The sequence below is a fragment of the Microbispora rosea genome, assembly GCF_900156315.1.
GTDB lineage: Bacteria > Actinomycetota > Actinomycetes > Streptosporangiales > Streptosporangiaceae > Microbispora > Microbispora rosea.
Genome location: NZ_FTNI01000006.1, coordinates 21,250 through 37,644, shown reverse-complemented (window position 1 = coordinate 37,644; position 16,395 = coordinate 21,250). Strand labels below are relative to the sequence as shown.

Below are 16,395 nucleotides of genomic sequence, written 5' to 3'. Positions count from 1 at the left end.
CGCATGAGCGAATCGCGCTGTGTCTATTGATTCGCTCGCTACGCTCGCTCATGCGCCCGCGTTCCAGAGCTGCAGCAGCCGCCCGGTCATGACGGCCACGGTGAAGGCGGCCACGGCGATGACCCCGGAGCCCCAGCGCGTGCGCTCCGCCCGGCCCCACCAGATGGCGGCGGGCGGGATCACCACGGTGCCCGCGAGGTAGCCGATGAAGGTCGCCTTCTCCGCCACGTGGCCGAGACCGGCGAGCGCGAAGCCCGCCTGCGCGAGCACGGCGAGCTCAAGCAGTCCCAGCCCGGCCAGCAGCACCGGCCCCATCGGCCGGTCCCGTACGGCGGTGACGACGCCGACGAGCGCCAGCAGCAGGGCGGCGCCGATCAGCCAGCCCGAGTAGGCGCCGTTCATGCCGCGCACAGGGCGGGGATCGCAGACATGGCCAGTAGAGTATCGGCCCGCACACCCGCCCTGCCGCACGGCCTGCCCGCGCCGCTAGCGCTGCCGGGTCTCGGCGAGGAGCAGGTCGACCGCGTCCTCCGGCTTCCCGCTGACCGCGTGCGCCCCCCGCTGACGCGAGGCCGAGCTGCCCCGGCGCAGCGCAGCGTCGGCGAGCTCCGAGACGATCTCCCAGTCGCCCAGCTTCTCCAGGGTCGGCCGCAGTTCCTCCAGCATCCAGGTGATGAGCCGCGGGGCCGGTTCCGGCCTGCTCGTCACGGGCGACAGCAGGTCGCCCTCCAGCCCGTCGCGGGCCGCCCGCCAGTTGGCCGCCCGCAGCAGCGCCAGGCGCTGCTCGCCGGCCGGCGGCTCGCCCCGCTCCACGGCCTCCATCTCCCTCGTCATGAGGGCGCGGAATAGACCGGCGAGCAGCACCACGTCGTCCGCGAGCGGGCAGGAGTCGCAGATGCGCATCTCCACCGTCGGCACGTGGGCGCTGAGCCGCAGGTCGAAGTAGACCATGCCGCGGTCCTCGATGACGCCGGAGGCCACCAGGTCCTCGGCCGTCCTGTCATATTCGGCGGCGTCCGCGAACGGGCCGAGCGGGCCCGCGGTCGGCCAGCGCTGCCAGGTCAGCGCGCGGCTGCTGGCATATCCGCTGTCCTCGTCCATCCAGTAGGGCGAACTGGCGCTGAGCGCGAGCAGCGGGGGGAGCCACGGCTCCACGCGCTGGGCGGCGAGCACCGCCACGTCCCTGTCGTCGATCTCCACATGCACCTGCGCCCCGCAGATGAGCTGCTCCTGGGCGAGGAACCGGTAGGACTCCGACAGGTACTCGTAGCGCTCTCCGGGGGTGAACGTGTAGCCCTCGATGCCGGTGACCGGGGTGGTGCCGGAGGCGATCACACCCACCCCCAGCGGCTCGCCTGCGGACACGAGCGCCTGGCGCAGCCGCACGATCTCGGCCCGCACGTCGCCCAGGTCCTCCATCGGGGTGCTGTTGGTCTCCACCACCGAGCGCTGCAGTTCGGCCGCGAACCCCTCGTCCGGCAGCCGCTCCAGCATCGACTCCGCCAGCGGCGTCAGCCGCCGGGTCTCGAGATCGACGACAAGGAACTCCTCTTCAACGCCGACAGGCCGTTTCTTCGTCATGACCGATCACTACCCCGGTGGTGCGGAATAGGCGTGACCTGGCCGATCACGCATGGATCGGCGCCGGGGCACGATCCCCGGTCGGGAGGCGCCCGGCATCGCCGCCGAATTCCCTCTGTACGCCGAACCTTTTCCGTGAATGATGGCTCTTATCGGGTGGGGGCCCGACATTTCCACTACGGGGAAGGATTCGACATGCCGGTCGACCTGTCCAACGGCAAACCGCTCGCCTGGGATTCGGCGAAACTCGACGCCGACACCACGGCCATGCTCGACAACCTGCAGCCGAACATCCTGCAGGCGCACGTACGGGAGAGCATGTCCCTGCTCCTCGTGCACTTCGGCGACGGCCCGGACGGCAGGCGCTTCCTGCGCTCCCTCGTCCCGCTCATGAAATCGGCCAGGAAGCATCTGGAAGAGGTCCGCGACTTCAACCGCACGAAGAAATCGGGCACGCCGTACGTGGGCGTCGGCATCAGCAAAATCGGCTATCTGAAACTGGGCCATTCGACCACCCGGTTCACCGACAACGCGTTCAAGTCGGGGATGAAGCGGCGAAAGGACACGTTGAGCGACCCGGCGGTGAGCGCCTGGGAGAAGCACTACCAGGAGGAGATCCACGCGATCGTGCTGATCGGCGACGCCACGCCCGAGCCGGTCGCCGCCACCCGCGCACGCGTCCTCGCGCTGCTGCCGAAGACCGCGAAGATCGTCGGCGAGGAGAAGGGCGAGGGCCTGCGCGACGCGCAGGGCCGGGGCATCGAGCACTTCGGCTACGTGGACGGCCGCAGCCAGCCGCTGTTCCTCGCCGACCAGGTGGCCGCCGAGTCCGGCACCAACTGGAACCCCTTCTTCCCGCTGAGCCACGTGCTCGTCTCCGACCCCCTCGCTCCCCACCCGGCCCGGCACTTCGGCAGTTACCTCGTCCTGCGCAAGCTGGAGCAGAACGTCCGCGCGTTCCGCGAGGCCGAGGAGGCCCTCGCCGACGCGCTCGGCCTGAAGGGAGACGACCGGCCGCTCGCGGGCGCGATGCTGGTGGGCCGGTTCCGCAACGGCACGCCGCTGCGGCTGCACGGCAAGCCGAGCTCCGAGGGCCACCCCGTGCAGAACGACTTCAGCTACCGCGACGACCCCGGCGCCAAGTGCCCGGTCGGCGCGCACATCCGCAAGGCCAACCCCCGTGACTCGCGGGACGGCGGCCTGGAGCGCGCGCTCGGCGTCATGATGGCCCGGCGCGGCCAGACCTACGGCGGCCGCACCGACAGGCCGTGGGACGACGCGCCTGCGGCGACCCGGCCGACCGGCGGGGTGGGCCTGCTGTTCATGGCGTTCAACGCCAGCCTGCAGAGTCAGTTCGAGTTCACCCAGCAGACTTGGGCCGACAACCCCGACTTCCCGGCCGAGGGCACCGGCCACGACCCCGTGATCGGCCAGGGCAAGCGGGACGCCAAGGTGCGCTACCCGAAGGCGTGGGACAGCACGAAGCTCAGCGCCCCCCAGCGCCAGGTCCCCCAGACCGTGACCATGAAGGGCGGCGAGTACTTCTTCATGCCGTCGCTCGCCTATCTCAAGAGCCTCTGACCCCGCCCGGGCGATGCAGACTCGAGGTCATGGCGATCACGCTGTCGTCCTCGAGAAGGTGTCCAAGACATACGGCAGGGGCAGCACGGAATCGGTCGCCCTGCGCCTGGTCAGCGTCGCGTTCCGGAGCGGCGCTTTCACCGCGGTGATGGGCCCGTCCGGCTCGGGCAAGAGCACCCTGCTGCAGTGCGCCTCCGGTCTGGACCGCCCGCAGTCGGGCGCCGTACGCATCGCAGGGCAGGACATCACGAAGATGAGCGAACAGGAGCTGGCGGTGCTCCGGCGCGACCGAGTCGGGGTGATCTTCCAGGCGTTCAACCTCGTGCCGTCGCTGACCGCCTGGCAGAACGTCATCCTGCCCAGCAGACTCGCCCGGCGACGGCCCGATCCGGCGCGTGTGCGTGAGCTGTTGCATCGGGTCGGGCTGGCGGGACGGGAGGGACATCGCCCGGCACAGTTGTCGGGGGTCAGCAGCAGCGGGTGGCCGTCGCCCGGGCGTTGTTCGGCGGGCCGGAGATCCTGTTCGCCGACGAGCCGACCGGCGCGCTGGACCGCGGCACCGGGCATGAGGTGCTGGATCTGCTCCGGGAGGCGGTCGACGAGTTCGGCCGGACGGTCGTGATGGTCACCCACGACCCCGAGGCGGCGGCCCGGGCCGATTCGGTGCTCTTCCTCACCCACGGACGGATCGTGGACGTGCTGGACCGGCCGTCGGCGGAGCAGATCAGCCTGCGGTTGGGGGGCCGGCGATGACGCTGGTGCTCGCCTGGAACAACGTGCGGACCGACCCGGCCGGAGTCGCCGGATCGTTCACCGCGGTGCTCATGGCGGTGACGCTGGTGAGCGGCAGCGGCCTGCTGATCGCCGGCGCCGGCGGTCGCGACGAACTGGGCGGTGTCATGGGGCTGCTGGTCCTGTCCGGCCTGGTGTCGATCTTCGTGTCGATGTTCGTGGTCGCGGGCACATTGAGCCTGCACGTGCTGCGGCGACGCAGAACGTGGGGCCTGCTCCGCTCGGCCGGGATGACGCCCCGGCAGCTGCGCCGGTTGATCACGGCGGAGGCGCTGGTGGTGGCCGTGCTGGCGAGCGGGGCCGGTTGCGCGCTGGCCGTGCCGTACGCGGGGGTGATCGGGTCGGCCGTGCGCGCGACCGGGCTGGCGGCGACGATGGCCCTGTGTGTCGGCGCGTCGGCGCTGGGTCCCGTCGCGCTGAAGGCGGCGGGCTGGGCCCTCGCGACACCTGTGGCCTGGCTCGACCCGGGCGCCGGGATGCTCGCCAGGTCGGCGCTGGTCACACAGCCGCGCCGGGCGATGTCGGCGGCCTCCCACGGTGATGCTGACCGTGGCGCTCGCCTGCACCTTCCTGTTCGCCGTGTCGACCTCCGACGCCGTGGCGGGTGTGACGCGCACGGGGCCGGACGCGTGGGCCGCTCCCCTCCTGGTGGGATCGGCGGTCCTGTTCACCGTCGTCGCGGTGCTGAACGCCACGGCCATGTCCATGGCGGAGCGGGCGGAGGAGATCAGGCTGCTGCGCTCGGTGGGAACCCGGCCGGGCCAGCTCACCCGGATGGTCTGCTGGGAGTCGCTGGTGGTGACGGGCGCGGGTGCGCTGCTCGGCACGTCGATCGCCGCCGCCTCGCTGGCGGCGCTGGGCGAGGCCGCCGTGGGCGAGTTGTGGTTCGCGTTCTCCGTGCCGCAGTATCTGGCTCTGGTCCTGGTCTGCGCCGTGAGCGGCCTGGTGGGAGGGCTGGCCTCGACGCGCCGTGCTCGTCGCGGCCCGCTCCTCGCCGGTTGACGCCTCGCCGGGACCGCAGGCCAGGTGAGAGATGGAAACGGAGAAACGCCGGCCCTGAAGGGTGGAGCTATGGGGATTCGAACCCCAGACCCCTTCCATGCCATGGAAGTGCGCTACCAGCTGCGCTATAGCCCCTTGCCACCGCTCCGGGTGTTCCCGGCGCGGCGCTCGGAGAGCATATAGGTATGCCCGTCCGTTTACCTAATCGTCACCCAGGTCACCCGAGTCTCAGGCGTCCGCGGTGGCGGCGGGGCTGTCGTCGCTGCTGACCGGCTCGGGCAGCGTGCCGGCGTTGTGCTCCAGCAGGCGCCACCCGCGGCGGCCCTCCTCCAGCACCGACCACGAGCAGTTGCCGAGGCCGCCCAGCGCCGACCAGAGCTCCTGCGGCAGCCCGAGCAGCCGGCAGATGCCCAGCCGCAGCGCGGCGCCGTGCGAGGCGACGACCAGCAGGCCGTCCTCGTCCAGGCGGGCCGCCCAGCGCCCGATCGCGTCGGCGACCCGGTCGGCGACGTGCGCCACGTCCTCGCCGCCCGGGGCCTCCCACGCCTCGTACTCGACCGGCCAGCCCGCCCTGATCTCGTCGCGGGTCAGGCCCTCCCACTCGCCGCCGCCGCGCTCGCGCAGGTCCTTGTCCACCGCCACGTCGAGGCCGGTGAGCCGGCCGAGGGCCGAGGCGGTGTCGTACGCACGCCGAAGGTCCGAGGCGACGACCATGGTCGGCCGCAGGGCCGCGAGCAGGGACGCCGCCCGGGCCGCCTGCGCGACGCCGGTCTCGTCCAACGCGATGTCGGTGTGTCCTTGGAAGCGCTTCTCGACGTTCCACAGCGTCTGCCCATGCCGCAGGCAGACGACGCGACGGCTCATCGCGCCGCCCCAATGATGGCGTTCGTCACCGGGCCGCTCCGTGCCCGCGCTGCTCGGCGACCCGCTTGACGCTCTCCGGCAGCTCGATGGACGGGCAGTCCTTCCACAGGCGCTCCAGCGCGTAGAAGTTGCGGTCCTCCTCGTGCTGCACGTGCACCACGATGTCGAGGTAGTCGAGCAGGACCCAGCGACCCTCCCGCTCGCCCTCACGGCGCACGGGCTTGGCGTCGGCCTCCACGCGCAGGCGCTCCTCGATCTCGTCGACGACCGCGCGAACCTGCCGGTCGTTGGACGCGGAGCAGAGAAGGAAGGCGTCGGTGATGACGAGCTGGTCGCTCACGTCGTAGGCGATGATGTCGTCGGCCAGCTTCTCGGCGGCGGCCTCGGCCGCCACCCGCACGAGCTGGATCGATCTCTCGGATGCTGTCACGATTCGGTTCTGTCCTCCGTTGACGGGCTCTTTCCAGGGTGCACAGTCCGCGTGTCCCGTACAACCGGCTTTCCCGGGGAGACCCTACCGGCACACCCTGTCGATACCGGTGTTATGCCCGGGATCAGGGGTTCAACGACCTTCCGGGCCCGTGGATTCCGTCAGAGGAAAGGCGGCGACGGTCGCGCCGACCCGGATCGTCCCCGGCGTACGCGGGGCCGCAGCGCCCTCGTGCAGGTCCACGATCGCGGCGAGGATCCTACCGCGGACGTCATGCCACAGCTCAGGCTCGACCCACAGCTCGGCGTCGGCCGTGACCCCCTCCTCGCCCGCGCGGCGCCGCCCGGCCCGCTCGCGCAGCGACCGCGCCAGCGCCTCGGCGAGCAGCGGGAAGCCGTCCCGCTGCTCGGTCAGCGGCGTGCCTCCCGCCGCCCGGTAGCGGCGCTCCCGGCCGCCGCGCCGGACCCGTACGTCGGCCAGCTCGGCCAGCCCCGCGTCGTCCAGGCAGCGCAGGTGGTGGCTGGCGAGGGCGTGCGAGATGCCCAGCTCCCGGGACAGCTCGGCCGCCGACATGGGCGCGCCCCACATCAGCGAGAGCATGCGCAGCCGCACCGGATGCGCAAGCGCCCTGAGCCTGGGATCCCCCTCCGCCATGGCGGAAAGTAAACACCATCACGACCCCCAAGCATTGACTTGGGGGTCGGTTCGCGGCGATGATCGCCGGCATGAAAGCCGCCCTCGCCGATCGCAACGCCCGTCGTTACCTGAGCGCCGTCGTGGTCTCCGGGTTCGGCACCATGGCGATGTCCCTGGTCGCGGGCATCTGGGTGAAGTCGCTGACCGGCTCGGACAGCCTCGCCGCCCTCACGTCGTTCTGCTTCTGGGCGCCGACGGCGGCCGGGCCCGCGCTCGGCGCGGTGGTCGACGTCCTCGGCGCGCGGCCCGTCCTCGTCTGGACGAACGTCGTGATGGGCGCCGCGCTCTGCCTGCTCTTCCTGGTCCGCTCCCCCGCGCAGGTCTGGCTGCTGTTCGCGGTGCTCCTGCTGTACGGCGTGAGCTTCGTCGTGCTCGACGCGGCGGAGGCGGCCGTCCTGCCCGCGGCCGTGCCGGAGGCGCTGCTGGCCGAGGTCAACGGGATGCGCATGAGCGCGTCGGAGGGCACCCGCCTCGCCGCGCCCCTGCTGGGCGCCGGGCTGTTCGCCGTCGCGGGCGGCGACGCGGTGGTCGCGCTCGACGCGGCCACCTTCGCGGCCGGCGCGTGGCTGCTGGGCACGCTGCGCCTTCCGGCCGCCTCCGCACGGCGCGCCCGTGTGATGCGCGGCTGGGCGGCCCGCACAACGGAGGGGGCGCGCTTCCTGTTCCGCGACCCGCTCCTGCGCCGCCTCATGCTGTCCGGGGCGGCCCTGATGCTGGTCTCCGGCGTCAACGGGGCGGTCGTCTTCGCCGTGGTCGACCACGGTCTGCATCGGGAGCCCGGCTTCACCGGCGTGCTGTCCGCGGTCCAGGGCGGCGGCACGGTCCTCGGCGGCCTGATCGCGGGGCCGTTGCTGCGCCGGGCCGACGAGGCGCGGCTGTCCGCCGTGGGAGGGCTTCTCTTCGCCGCCTCGGTGGCGCTGCGCGCCGTCCCCTGGACGCCCGTCGTGACGGCGGCGAGCCTGCTGTCGGGACTGGGGCTGCCCTGGGTGCTCGTCGCCGCCTTCACCGCCGTACAGCGGATCGCGCCCCGCGACCTGCTGGCCACCGTGTCCGCGACCGCCAACACCGTCTTGTTCGTCCCGACCGCTGTGGGGATGGCGCTCGGCGCCGGGCTCCTCGCGCTGACCTCCTACCGTCCGGTGCTGTACGCGGCGGCGTTCGCCGGCGCGCTCGCCGCGGCGTACGGCCTGCGGGATTCGCGACGGGCCGTCAGGACTCCGGATCGCGATACAAGTGCCGCTTGTTGATGTACTGCACGATGCCGTCGGGGACCAGATACCAGATGGGCTCCCCGGCGGCCACCCGGTCGCGGCACTCGGAGGAGGAGATGGCCAGCGCCGGGATCTCGACCAGGCTGACCTTGCCCGCAGGCAGGCCGGGATCCTGGAGCGTGTGGCCGGGCCGGGTGCAGCCGACGAAGTGCGCGATGGTGAACAGCTCGTCGACGTCGCGCCAGCTCAGGATCTGCGCGAGCGCGTCGGCGCCGGTGATGAAGTACAGCTCCACGTCCGGCCCGTACGCCGCGCCGATGTCACGGAGCGTGTCGATCGTGTACGTGGGGCCGGGCCGGTCGATGTCCACCCGGCTGACCGAGAAGCGCGGGTTCGACGCGGTGGCGATCACCGTCATGAGGTAGCGGTCCTCGGACGAGGACACGTTCTGCTCGGCCTTCTGCCAGGGCCGCCCCGTCGGGACGAACACCACCTCGTCCAGGTCGAAGTGGTGGGCCACCTCGCTGGCCGCCACCAGGTGGCCGTGGTGGATCGGGTCGAAGGTCCCGCCCATCACGCCCAGTCGCCGGATCGCCGTCCCGTTACGCATGGAACGGACGATAACGCCCCTATCGGACCACACCGGAAACCGGCCCTCCCGTGACGGCCCGGGCTCCCCACGGGGCCCGCGCGCGTCCGGCCCCTGAGACATAGCATGCGGAACATGACCACTCCCGATCGCAATCGCGTGCAGCTGCCGGGCATCAGCTCGCGAGCCTACGAACACCCCGCCGATCGTTCCGCGCTCGTCGCGATGCGATCGCTGTCCGGATTCGACGCGGTGCTCAAGCGCACGTCCGGCCTGTTCAGCGAGCGCCGGCTCCGCCTCATGTTCCTGGCCTCCGCGGTGCGCACGACCGACACCCAGTTCCGGGCCCTGCACGACATGGGCCGCGACAGCGCCTACATCCTCGACCTGCACCGGATTCCCGAGATCTACGTGCAGCAGGACCCGAAGGCGTACGCGATGGCGATCGGCTTCGACGAGCCGTTCATCATCGTCTCGACAGGGCTGCTCGACCTCATGGACGAGGAGGAGCTGCGCTTCGTCATCGGCCACGAGACCTCGCACATCCTCTCGGGCCACGCGGTCTACGGCACGATGCTCACGATCCTGACCCGCCTGGCCACCCGGGTGGCCTGGATCCCGCTCGGCTACATCGGCCTGCGGGTCATCGTCGCCGCGCTGGAGGAGTGGCAGCGCAAGGCGGAGATGTCCGCCGACCGCGGCGGCCTGCTCGCCGGGCAGGACCCCGACGCCGCGCTGCGGGCGCTCATGAAGCTCGCCGGCGGCTCCCGCCTGCACGAGATGAACATCGAGGCGTTCCTCGACCAGGCCAGGGAGTACGACACCGCGGGCGACGTGCGCGACGGCCTGCTCAAGGTCCTCAACATGCTCGGCACGACCCACCCGTTCGCGGTGACCCGCGTCGCCGAACTCGACCGCTGGCGTCGCAGCGGGGAGTACGACCGGATCATCGCCGGCACCTACCCGCGACGCGAGGACGACGGCAACGCCAGCATCACCGAGGAGATCAAGGCGGCGGCCAACTCCTACCGCGAGTCGTGGGCGCAGTCACAGGACCCGTTCATCGGCGTGCTGCGCGACGTCGCCGAGGGCGCGGTCAACGCCGGCGAGCGCATCTTCAACCGTTTCGCCCGCCGCGAGAACTGAGCCGCACGATCGGGCACCGGGTAGGCCCGCCCGCACCAGCCGCACGTGCGCCGCGGCGGGCTTTCCACACCCGTCAGAAGAAGAAGGCCACGGCGCGGACGGCGGCGGCGCACAGCGCGACGAAGCCGCCCAGGACGGCGAGCGCCCGCAGGCCCTCCCTCCGCAGGCCGGGGATCGCCGCGCCCGCACGCTCGATCTCCCGGCCGATGATCGCGCCGCTGACGACGCCGAACGCGATGCCGGCGACCGTCACCGGAACCGGCTGGGACCACCACTCGGGCTCCAGGCGTCCGCCGGAGCCCACCCACAGCGCCGCGAACGCCGCCGCGACCGCGGGCAGCCCCGGCCACGCGACGGCGGACAGCAGCGAACCCGCCAGCGTGAGCGGGAACGCCAGCGCGCGCAGGCAGGCGCGGGCCCGGCCGGGTTTGCGGCTGCGCACGAGCCAGTGACTGGTCCACACGGCCCTGATCACCACCGCGAGGGCCGCCGTGATCGCGAAGGTCGCGAGCGGGTAGACCACCGACGCCACCACGCACGGAACGGCGAGCAGCGCGACCAGGACCAGGGCCGCGTTCCCGGTCGGGATGCCGAGCGCCCCTTCCGGCGCGCCCTCCGGCGCTGCGGCGAGGGCCGTGGCCGCCCTCGCTTTCCGGGGGCGGGCCGCGGAGCCGGAGCCGCCGCGCCGGGCGGCCCGCTCGGCCGCCGTCGCCGGCTCCCGCGCCGGGGTCTCGGCGCCCTTCCTGACCGGCTTGTCCTCCGTCTTGGCCGTCTTCCTCGCCACCGGCTTAGCGACCGGTTTCGCGACCGTTTTCGCCACCGGCTTCGCGTCGGAGGCGGCACGCGCCCGGGCCGCCTCCGCGGGCGTACGCGTGGGGGTCTCGGCGGCGGACGGCTCACCGGGCGCGCGGGAGGGCTCCCCCGCGGCCCGCGCGAGGCGGGACAGCCGGTCGGCCAGCAGCGCGGCGGTCGGGCGGCGGGAAGGGTCGCGATGCAGGGCGGCGCGGACGAGCGGCAGCAGGGCGGCCGGCACACCCACCAGGTCGGCCTTGCCGTTCAGCACCGCGTACATCTGCGACTCGGCGGTGCCCCGGCCGAAGGTCGGCCGTCCGGTGGCGGCGAACGCCACCGTGGCGGCCCAGCCGTGCACGTCGGCGGGCTCACCCACGGTCTCGTCGGCGAACACCTCGGGGGCGCAGTAGCCGGGCGTGCCGAGGAACGTGCCGGTTATCGTGACCCGCGTCGCGTCGAGCACCTGGGCGATGCCGAAGTCGATCAGCACCGGCCCGTCCTCGCCCAGCAGGATGTTGGCCGGCTTGACGTCGCGATGCACGATTCCACCCGCGTGGATGATCGCCAGAGCCGCCGCGAGGCCCTGCGCCAGCGTGATGAGCCGGGACTCGGGCAGCGGCCCGCGCCGCCGTACGGCGTCGAGGAGGTTCTCCCCCTCGATGTACTCCATGACGAGGTACGGCCGGTCGCCCGACAGGTCGGCGTCGAGCACCTGGGCGACGTACGGGCTCTCGACCCGGCGCAGCGCCCGCACCTCGCGTTCGAGCCGTAATCGGGCGTCGGCATCGTTCTCGATGGGGTCGCGCAGCATCTTCACCGCGACGCGGTCGGCCCGGCGGCCGACGGCGAGGTACACCTCACCCATGCCACCCCGGCCCAGCCGCTCCAGCAGCGCGTAGGGGCCGACCCGCCCGAGACGTCCAGCCATAGGAGCGCCAACCATAGCGGCCCGGCCGTCCGAATAGGCGGAGGCGCGCCGGTCCGATCGCGGATGAGCCGATGCCGTACGGGTGCCGCGCCCGGCCGGGTGGACGCGGCCCCGCGGGGCCGGGACGCGGGGCCGGGGACGCGGGCCTCGGCTCGCGTCCCTGGGCTCCCCCGCGTCCGGCGGTCACCCCCGTACGTGGCCCTCGCCGGTGTAGATCCACTTGGTGGAGGTGAGCTCCGGCAGCCCCATCGGGCCCCGGGCGTGCAGCTTCTGGGTGGAGATGCCGATCTCCGCCCCGAAGCCGAACTCGCCGCCGTCGGTGAACCGGGTCGAGGCGTTCACGGCGACCGCCGCCGAGTCCACCGTCGCCACGAACCTGCGGGCCGCCTGCTGGGAGCGGGTCACGATGGCGTCGGTGTGGGCCGAGCCATACCTGCGGATGTGCGCGACCGCGTCGTCCAGCGAGTCGACGACGGCGGCGGCGATGTCGAGCGAGAGGTACTCCGTGGTGAAGTCCTCCTCGGTGGCCGCCACGACGTCGGCGCCGTAGGCCCGCACCCGCTCGTCCCCGTGGACGGTCACGCCCGCGTCCTTCAGCGCCGTCAGGGCCCTGGGCACGAACGCGTCGGCGATGGCGGCGTGCACGAGCACCGTCTCGGCCGCGTTGCACACCGAGGGCCGCTGCGCCTTGGCGTTCACCAGGATCTTCAGGGCGGTGTCGATGTCGGCGTCGGCGTCCACGTACACGTGGCAGTTGCCCACCCCCGTCTCGATCACCGGCACGGTCGACTCCTCGACCACGCTGTTGATCAGCGAGGCGCCGCCGCGCGGGATCAGCACGTCCACCAGCCCGCGGGCGCGCATCAGGTGCTTGACCGACTCGCGGGTCTGGCCCGGCACGAGCTGCACGGCGTCCGCCGGCACCTCGGTCGCCGCCAGCGCCTCCTGCATGACCCGCACCAGCGCGGTGTTGGAGGAGTACGCGCTGGACGACCCGCGCAGCAGCACGCCGTTGCCGCTCTTGAGGCAGAGCGCGGCCGCGTCCACGGTCACATTGGGCCGGCCCTCGTAGATGATGCCGATGACGCCGAGGGGCACCCGCACCTGACGCAGCTCCAGGCCGTTGGGCAGCGTGCTGCCGCGCACGACCTCACCGACCGGGTCGGGCAGGTCGGCCACCTGGCGGACGGCCTCCGCGATCTTGGCGATCCGGCCCGCGTCGAGCCGCAGCCGGTCGATCATCGCCTCGGAGGTGCCGCTCTCCCTGGCCCGGTCCACGTCCACGGCGTTGGCCGCGACGATCTCTTCCGTGGCCGCCTCCAGGGCGTCGGCCACGGCACGCAGCGCCGCGTCCTTCGGCGCGCGCGGCATCGGCGCGAGCAGCGTTGCGGCGTCCCTCGCCGCCCGCGCGACCTTCAGAAATTCCTCTGCCTCAGACATTGTCTCGCGCTCCGTCACTTGTGGTGGTGAACAGGCTCCAATATCACGATGTCGTCCCGGTGGATCAGCTCGCGCTCGTACTCCGGGCCGAGTGTGCTGGCCAGCTCCCGGGTGGAGCGGCCGAGCAGGTCGGGGACCTCCCCCGCGTCATAGTTGACCAGTCCGCGGGCGACGAGGGCGCCCGACGGCGCGCACAGGTCGACCGGATCGCCCGCGGCGAAGTCACCCTCGACCTTCAGGACGCCCGCGGGCAGCAGCGACTTGCGCCGATCGACCACGGCCTCGACCGCGCCCGCGTCCAGGTGCAGGCGTCCCCGGCCGGTCGTCGCGTGGGCGAGCCACAGCAGCCGGGTGCCGGGGTGCCGGCCGCCCGGGTGGAAGCAGGTGCCGATGTCGGCACCTGCGAGCGCCTGCGCCGCGTGCGCCGCCGCCGTGAGCACGACAGGGACGCCCGCCCCGGTGGCGATGCGGGCCGCCTCCACCTTGGTGATCATGCCACCGGTGCCGACCCGGCCTGAGGTGCCCAGCTCGACGCCCTCCAGGTCCTCGGGCCCCCGGACCTCGGCGATCCGCTGGGCGCCGTCCTTGCGCGGGTCGCCGTCGTACAACGCGTCGACGTCCGACAGCAGCACCAGCCCGTCGGCGTGGGTGAGGTGGGCCACCAGTGCGGCGAGCCGGTCGTTGTCCCCGAACCGGATCTCGTCGGTGGCCACGGTGTCGTTCTCGTTCACGACGGGCACGATGCCGAGCTCCAGCAGCCGGGCCAGCGCCCGCTGGGCGTTGCGGTGGTGGATGCGGCGCATCATGTCGTCGGCCGTCAGCAGCACCTGCCCCACGCGCAGGCCGTACCTGGCGAAGGACGAGGTGTAGCGGGCGACCAGCACGCCCTGCCCGACCGAGGCGGCCGCCTGCTGGGTGGCCAGGTCCTTGGGCCGGGCGCGCAGTCCTAACGGCCCGAGCCCGGCGGCGATCGCGCCGGACGACACGAGCACGATCTGCGTGCCGGCCGTGCGCCGGGCCGCCAGCACGTCGACCAGCGCGTCCACCCGGTCGACGTCGATCGTGCCCCGGGGCGTCGTCAGCGACGACGACCCGACCTTGACCACCAGCCGCGCGGCCTCGCGGATCCGTTCCCTGCCTGTCACGCCGTCTCCCACTCCGGCCCGCCGGTCAGCCGAGCCTCGCGTCGCTGCCCCGCGGTCCCATGGTCGCCTCCGTGCCCTGCGACGGCTGCCAGTCGAAGACGTAGCCGCCCTCCATCGGACCGATGATCACTTCGGCGCCGGCCGTCGCGCCGGCCTTGATCAGCTGCTCCTCGACGCCGAGCCGTTCGAGCCGGTCGGCCAGGTAGCCGACGGCCTCGTCGTTGGAGAAGTCGGTCTGGCGGATCCACCGCTCGGGCTTCTCGCCGGTCACCTGGAAGCGGTTCTCGTCGATCCTGCGTACGGCGAACCCGGTCTCGCCGAGCTGCCTGGGCCGGATGACCAGCCGGGTGGGCTCCTCCACCGGGGCCTGGGCCCGGGCCGCGGCCACCATCTCCGCCATCGCGTACGCCAGGGGCCGCAGGCCCTCGTGGCTGGCCGCGGAGATCTCGAAGACCCGCAGTCCGCGCTCCTCCAGCATGGGCGTGACGATGTCGGCCAGGTCCCGGCCATCGGGGACGTCCACCTTGTTGAGCGCGACGAGCCGCGGCCGGTCCTGCAGCGAGCCGTACGCCGCGAGCTCGGCCTCGATCACCTCGAAGTCGGTGACCGGGTCGCGCCCCGGCTCGATCGTCGCGCAGTCGAGCACGTGCACGATCGTCGAGCAGCGCTCGACGTGCCGCAGGAACTCGTGACCGAGGCCCCGGCCCTCGGACGCCCCCGGGATGAGCCCCGGCACGTCGGCGACCGTGAAGACCGTCTCGCCCGCCGTCACCACGCCGAGGTTGGGGATGAGCGTCGTGAAAGGATAGTCGGCGATCTTGGGGCGGGCCGCGGAGAGCGATGCGATCAGCGACGACTTGCCCGCGTTGGGGAACCCGACCAGCGCCACGTCGGCGACGGTCTTGAGTTCGAGCACGATCTCGGCCTCGTCACCCGGCTCGCCCAGCAGCGCGAACCCCGGGGCCTTGCGCTTGGCGTTGGCCAGCGCGGCGTTGCCGAGGCCGCCGAAGCCGCCCTGCGCGGCGACGTAGCGGGTGCCGGCGCCGACCAGGTCGACCAGCACCTCGCCGGTCCCGGCGTCCTTCACGACCGTGCCGTTGGGCACCGGCAGGACGACGTCCTCGCCGTTGGCGCCGTCCCGGTTGGAGCCCATGCCCTGCTTGCCGTTGCCCCCGCGGCGGTGCGGCCGGTGGTGGTACTCCAGCAGGGTGGAGGTGTTGGGATCCACCTCCAGGATGACGTCGCCGCCGCGTCCGCCGTTGCCGCCGTCGGGCCCGCCGAGCGGCTTGAACTTCTCCCGGTGGATGGAGGCGCAGCCGTTGCCCCCGTCACCCGCCTTGATGTGCAGGACGACGTGGTCCACGAAGTCGGCCATCAGCCGCTCCCCCTTACTGCCGTATGAAAAAACGAATGAGGCGGACCGAATGCTCGATCCGCCTCATCGCGCTGCTTGTTGGTGTCCGGGGCGGATCTACTCCGCGGCCGGGACGATGCTCACCGCGCGGCGACCGCGCTTGGTGCCGAACTGCACCCGGCCGGTGGCCAGGGCGAACAGCGTGTCGTCACCACCACGGCCGACGTTGTCGCCGGGGTGGAAGTGCGTGCCGCGCTGACGGACGATGATCTCGCCCGCGTTCACCAGCTGACCGCCGAAACGCTTCACACCAAGGCGCTGAGCGTTCGAGTCACGGCCGTTCCGGGTGGACGAGGCGCCCTTCTTGTGTGCCATGATTCACTCCCTTTCGGGGGTAAGCGGGGGTCGTCCCCCGGGAAACTACTGTCCGGGGTTGATGCCGGTGACCTTGACCTGGGTGTACCGCTGGCGGTGACCCTGGCGCTTCTTGTATCCGGTCTTGTTCTTGTACTTCAGAATCCGGATCTTCGGCCCCTTCGTCTCGCCGAGGATCTCGGCGGTCACCTGGAACCGGGAAAGCGTGGCGGCGTCGGTGGTGACATCGCCGTCGTTGACGACGAGCACCGCCGGCAGCGACACCGAGGAGCCAACCTCTCCGGCGACCTTGTCCACCTCGAGGACGTCCCCGACGGAGACCTTCTGCTGCCTGCCGCCGCAACGAACGATCGCGTACACCGCGGAACCCTTCTACTGGCTAAATGCTGAGATGCCGCGCCCCGCATCCAGCTGCTGTCGATAACACGACCGGCGATCCGGGCAGGCGCGCGAAGCCAGGCACGCCGAC

The 16,395-nt window shown here is 72.3% G+C and carries 17 protein-coding genes, 1 tRNA gene and 2 pseudogenes; 7 read left to right on the top strand and 13 right to left on the bottom strand.

Annotated elements, in window-relative coordinates:
* Nucleotides 1-48: 48 nt before the first annotated feature.
* Nucleotides 49-402, bottom strand: coding sequence for a hypothetical protein (locus tag BXA11_RS10590; RefSeq protein ID WP_030505832.1), 354 nt, complete (start codon nt 400-402; stop codon nt 49-51).
* An 84-nt stretch (nt 403-486) separates the two neighbouring features.
* A complete protein-coding gene (locus BXA11_RS10585) occupies nt 487-1,581 on the bottom strand; it encodes a carboxylate-amine ligase (RefSeq protein WP_076434360.1) in 1,095 nt (364 codons plus the stop codon).
* A 195-nt stretch (nt 1,582-1,776) separates the two neighbouring features.
* On the opposite strand from BXA11_RS10585, the gene BXA11_RS10580 reads away from it, so the two are divergent.
* The 5 genes and pseudogenes from BXA11_RS10580 (at nt 1,777) to BXA11_RS10565 (ending at nt 4,956) form a co-directional block, all read left to right on the top strand.
* Nucleotides 1,777-3,162, top strand: a complete 1,386-nt coding sequence (locus BXA11_RS10580) for a Dyp-type peroxidase (protein WP_076434359.1) — start codon at nt 1,777-1,779, stop codon at nt 3,160-3,162.
* Between the two features lie 13 nt (nt 3,163-3,175).
* A pseudogene (locus BXA11_RS45640) lies at nt 3,176-3,642 on the top strand (ABC transporter ATP-binding protein); the annotation flags it as partial.
* Nucleotides 3,643-3,915 carry a hypothetical protein gene (locus BXA11_RS45635; protein ID WP_239104941.1) on the top strand — a complete coding sequence of 91 codons (273 nt, stop codon included), beginning with the start codon at nt 3,643-3,645 and terminating at the stop codon, nt 3,913-3,915. It abuts the pseudogene before it with no gap.
* Nucleotides 3,912-4,301, top strand: a pseudogene (locus tag BXA11_RS45725) (FtsX-like permease family protein); the annotation flags it as partial. The gene BXA11_RS45635 and the pseudogene BXA11_RS45725, both read left to right, overlap by 4 nt.
* Before the next feature lie 193 nt (nt 4,302-4,494).
* A complete protein-coding gene (locus BXA11_RS10565) occupies nt 4,495-4,956 on the top strand; it encodes an FtsX-like permease family protein (RefSeq protein WP_076434358.1) in 462 nt (153 codons plus the stop codon).
* Nucleotides 4,957-5,018: 62 nt separating this feature from the next.
* Here BXA11_RS10565 and BXA11_RS10560 read toward each other — a convergent pair.
* The 4 genes from BXA11_RS10560 to BXA11_RS10545 all read right to left on the bottom strand — a co-directional run bounded on the left by BXA11_RS10560 (nt 5,019) and on the right by BXA11_RS10545 (nt 6,904).
* A tRNA-Ala gene (locus BXA11_RS10560) sits at nt 5,019-5,091 on the bottom strand.
* 93 nt (nt 5,092-5,184) lie between these two features.
* A complete protein-coding gene (locus tag BXA11_RS10555; protein ID WP_076434357.1) occupies nt 5,185-5,820 on the bottom strand; it encodes a histidine phosphatase family protein in 636 nt (211 codons plus the stop codon).
* Nucleotides 5,821-5,845: 25 nt separating this feature from the next.
* A complete protein-coding gene (rsfS, locus tag BXA11_RS10550; RefSeq protein ID WP_030505838.1) occupies nt 5,846-6,250 on the bottom strand; it encodes a ribosome silencing factor in 405 nt (134 codons plus the stop codon).
* A 132-nt stretch (nt 6,251-6,382) separates the two neighbouring features.
* A complete protein-coding gene (locus BXA11_RS10545; protein WP_030505839.1) occupies nt 6,383-6,904 on the bottom strand; it encodes a winged helix-turn-helix domain-containing protein in 522 nt (173 codons plus the stop codon).
* 71 nt (nt 6,905-6,975) lie between these two features.
* Here BXA11_RS10545 and BXA11_RS10540 point away from each other — a divergent pair, with 71 nt between their 5' ends.
* A complete protein-coding gene (locus BXA11_RS10540; RefSeq protein ID WP_083744165.1) occupies nt 6,976-8,193 on the top strand; it encodes an MFS transporter in 1,218 nt (405 codons plus the stop codon).
* On the opposite strand, the gene nadD is transcribed toward BXA11_RS10540, so the two are convergent.
* Entirely contained in the window at nt 8,156-8,767 is a 612-nt protein-coding gene (gene nadD / locus BXA11_RS10535; protein WP_051761217.1) for a nicotinate-nucleotide adenylyltransferase, read from the bottom strand. The genes BXA11_RS10540 and nadD overlap by 38 nt on opposite strands.
* Nucleotides 8,768-8,881: 114 nt before the next feature.
* Between nadD and BXA11_RS10530 the strand changes: the two genes are divergently transcribed.
* A complete protein-coding gene (locus BXA11_RS10530; protein WP_036405025.1) occupies nt 8,882-9,892 on the top strand; it encodes a M48 family metallopeptidase in 1,011 nt (336 codons plus the stop codon).
* Nucleotides 9,893-9,965: 73 nt separating this feature from the next.
* Here BXA11_RS10530 and BXA11_RS10525 read toward each other — a convergent pair whose 3' ends face one another.
* The 6 genes from BXA11_RS10525 to rplU all read right to left on the bottom strand — a co-directional run bounded on the left by BXA11_RS10525 (nt 9,966) and on the right by rplU (nt 16,286).
* Nucleotides 9,966-11,612, bottom strand: a complete 1,647-nt coding sequence (locus BXA11_RS10525; protein ID WP_076434355.1) for a serine/threonine-protein kinase — start codon at nt 11,610-11,612, stop codon at nt 9,966-9,968.
* A 183-nt stretch (nt 11,613-11,795) separates the two neighbouring features.
* Complete coding sequence (locus BXA11_RS10520) at nt 11,796-13,052, bottom strand: glutamate-5-semialdehyde dehydrogenase (RefSeq protein ID WP_076434354.1); 1,257 nt, start codon at nt 13,050-13,052, stop codon at nt 11,796-11,798.
* Nucleotides 13,053-13,066: 14 nt separating this feature from the next.
* Nucleotides 13,067-14,197, bottom strand: a complete 1,131-nt coding sequence (proB, locus tag BXA11_RS10515; RefSeq protein WP_231513723.1) for a glutamate 5-kinase — start codon at nt 14,195-14,197, stop codon at nt 13,067-13,069.
* Between the two features lie 25 nt (nt 14,198-14,222).
* Nucleotides 14,223-15,572 carry a GTPase ObgE gene (gene obgE, locus BXA11_RS10510; RefSeq protein ID WP_030505846.1) on the bottom strand — a complete coding sequence of 450 codons (1,350 nt, stop codon included), beginning with the start codon at nt 15,570-15,572 and terminating at the stop codon, nt 14,223-14,225.
* Between the two features lie 96 nt (nt 15,573-15,668).
* On the bottom strand, nt 15,669-15,926 hold the full coding sequence (rpmA, locus tag BXA11_RS10505; protein ID WP_030505847.1) for a 50S ribosomal protein L27: 258 nt from the start codon (nt 15,924-15,926) through the stop codon (nt 15,669-15,671).
* Nucleotides 15,927-15,971: 45 nt separating this feature from the next.
* Nucleotides 15,972-16,286, bottom strand: coding sequence for a 50S ribosomal protein L21 (gene rplU, locus BXA11_RS10500; RefSeq protein ID WP_030505848.1), 315 nt, complete (start codon nt 16,284-16,286; stop codon nt 15,972-15,974).
* Nucleotides 16,287-16,395 lie beyond the last annotated feature (109 nt).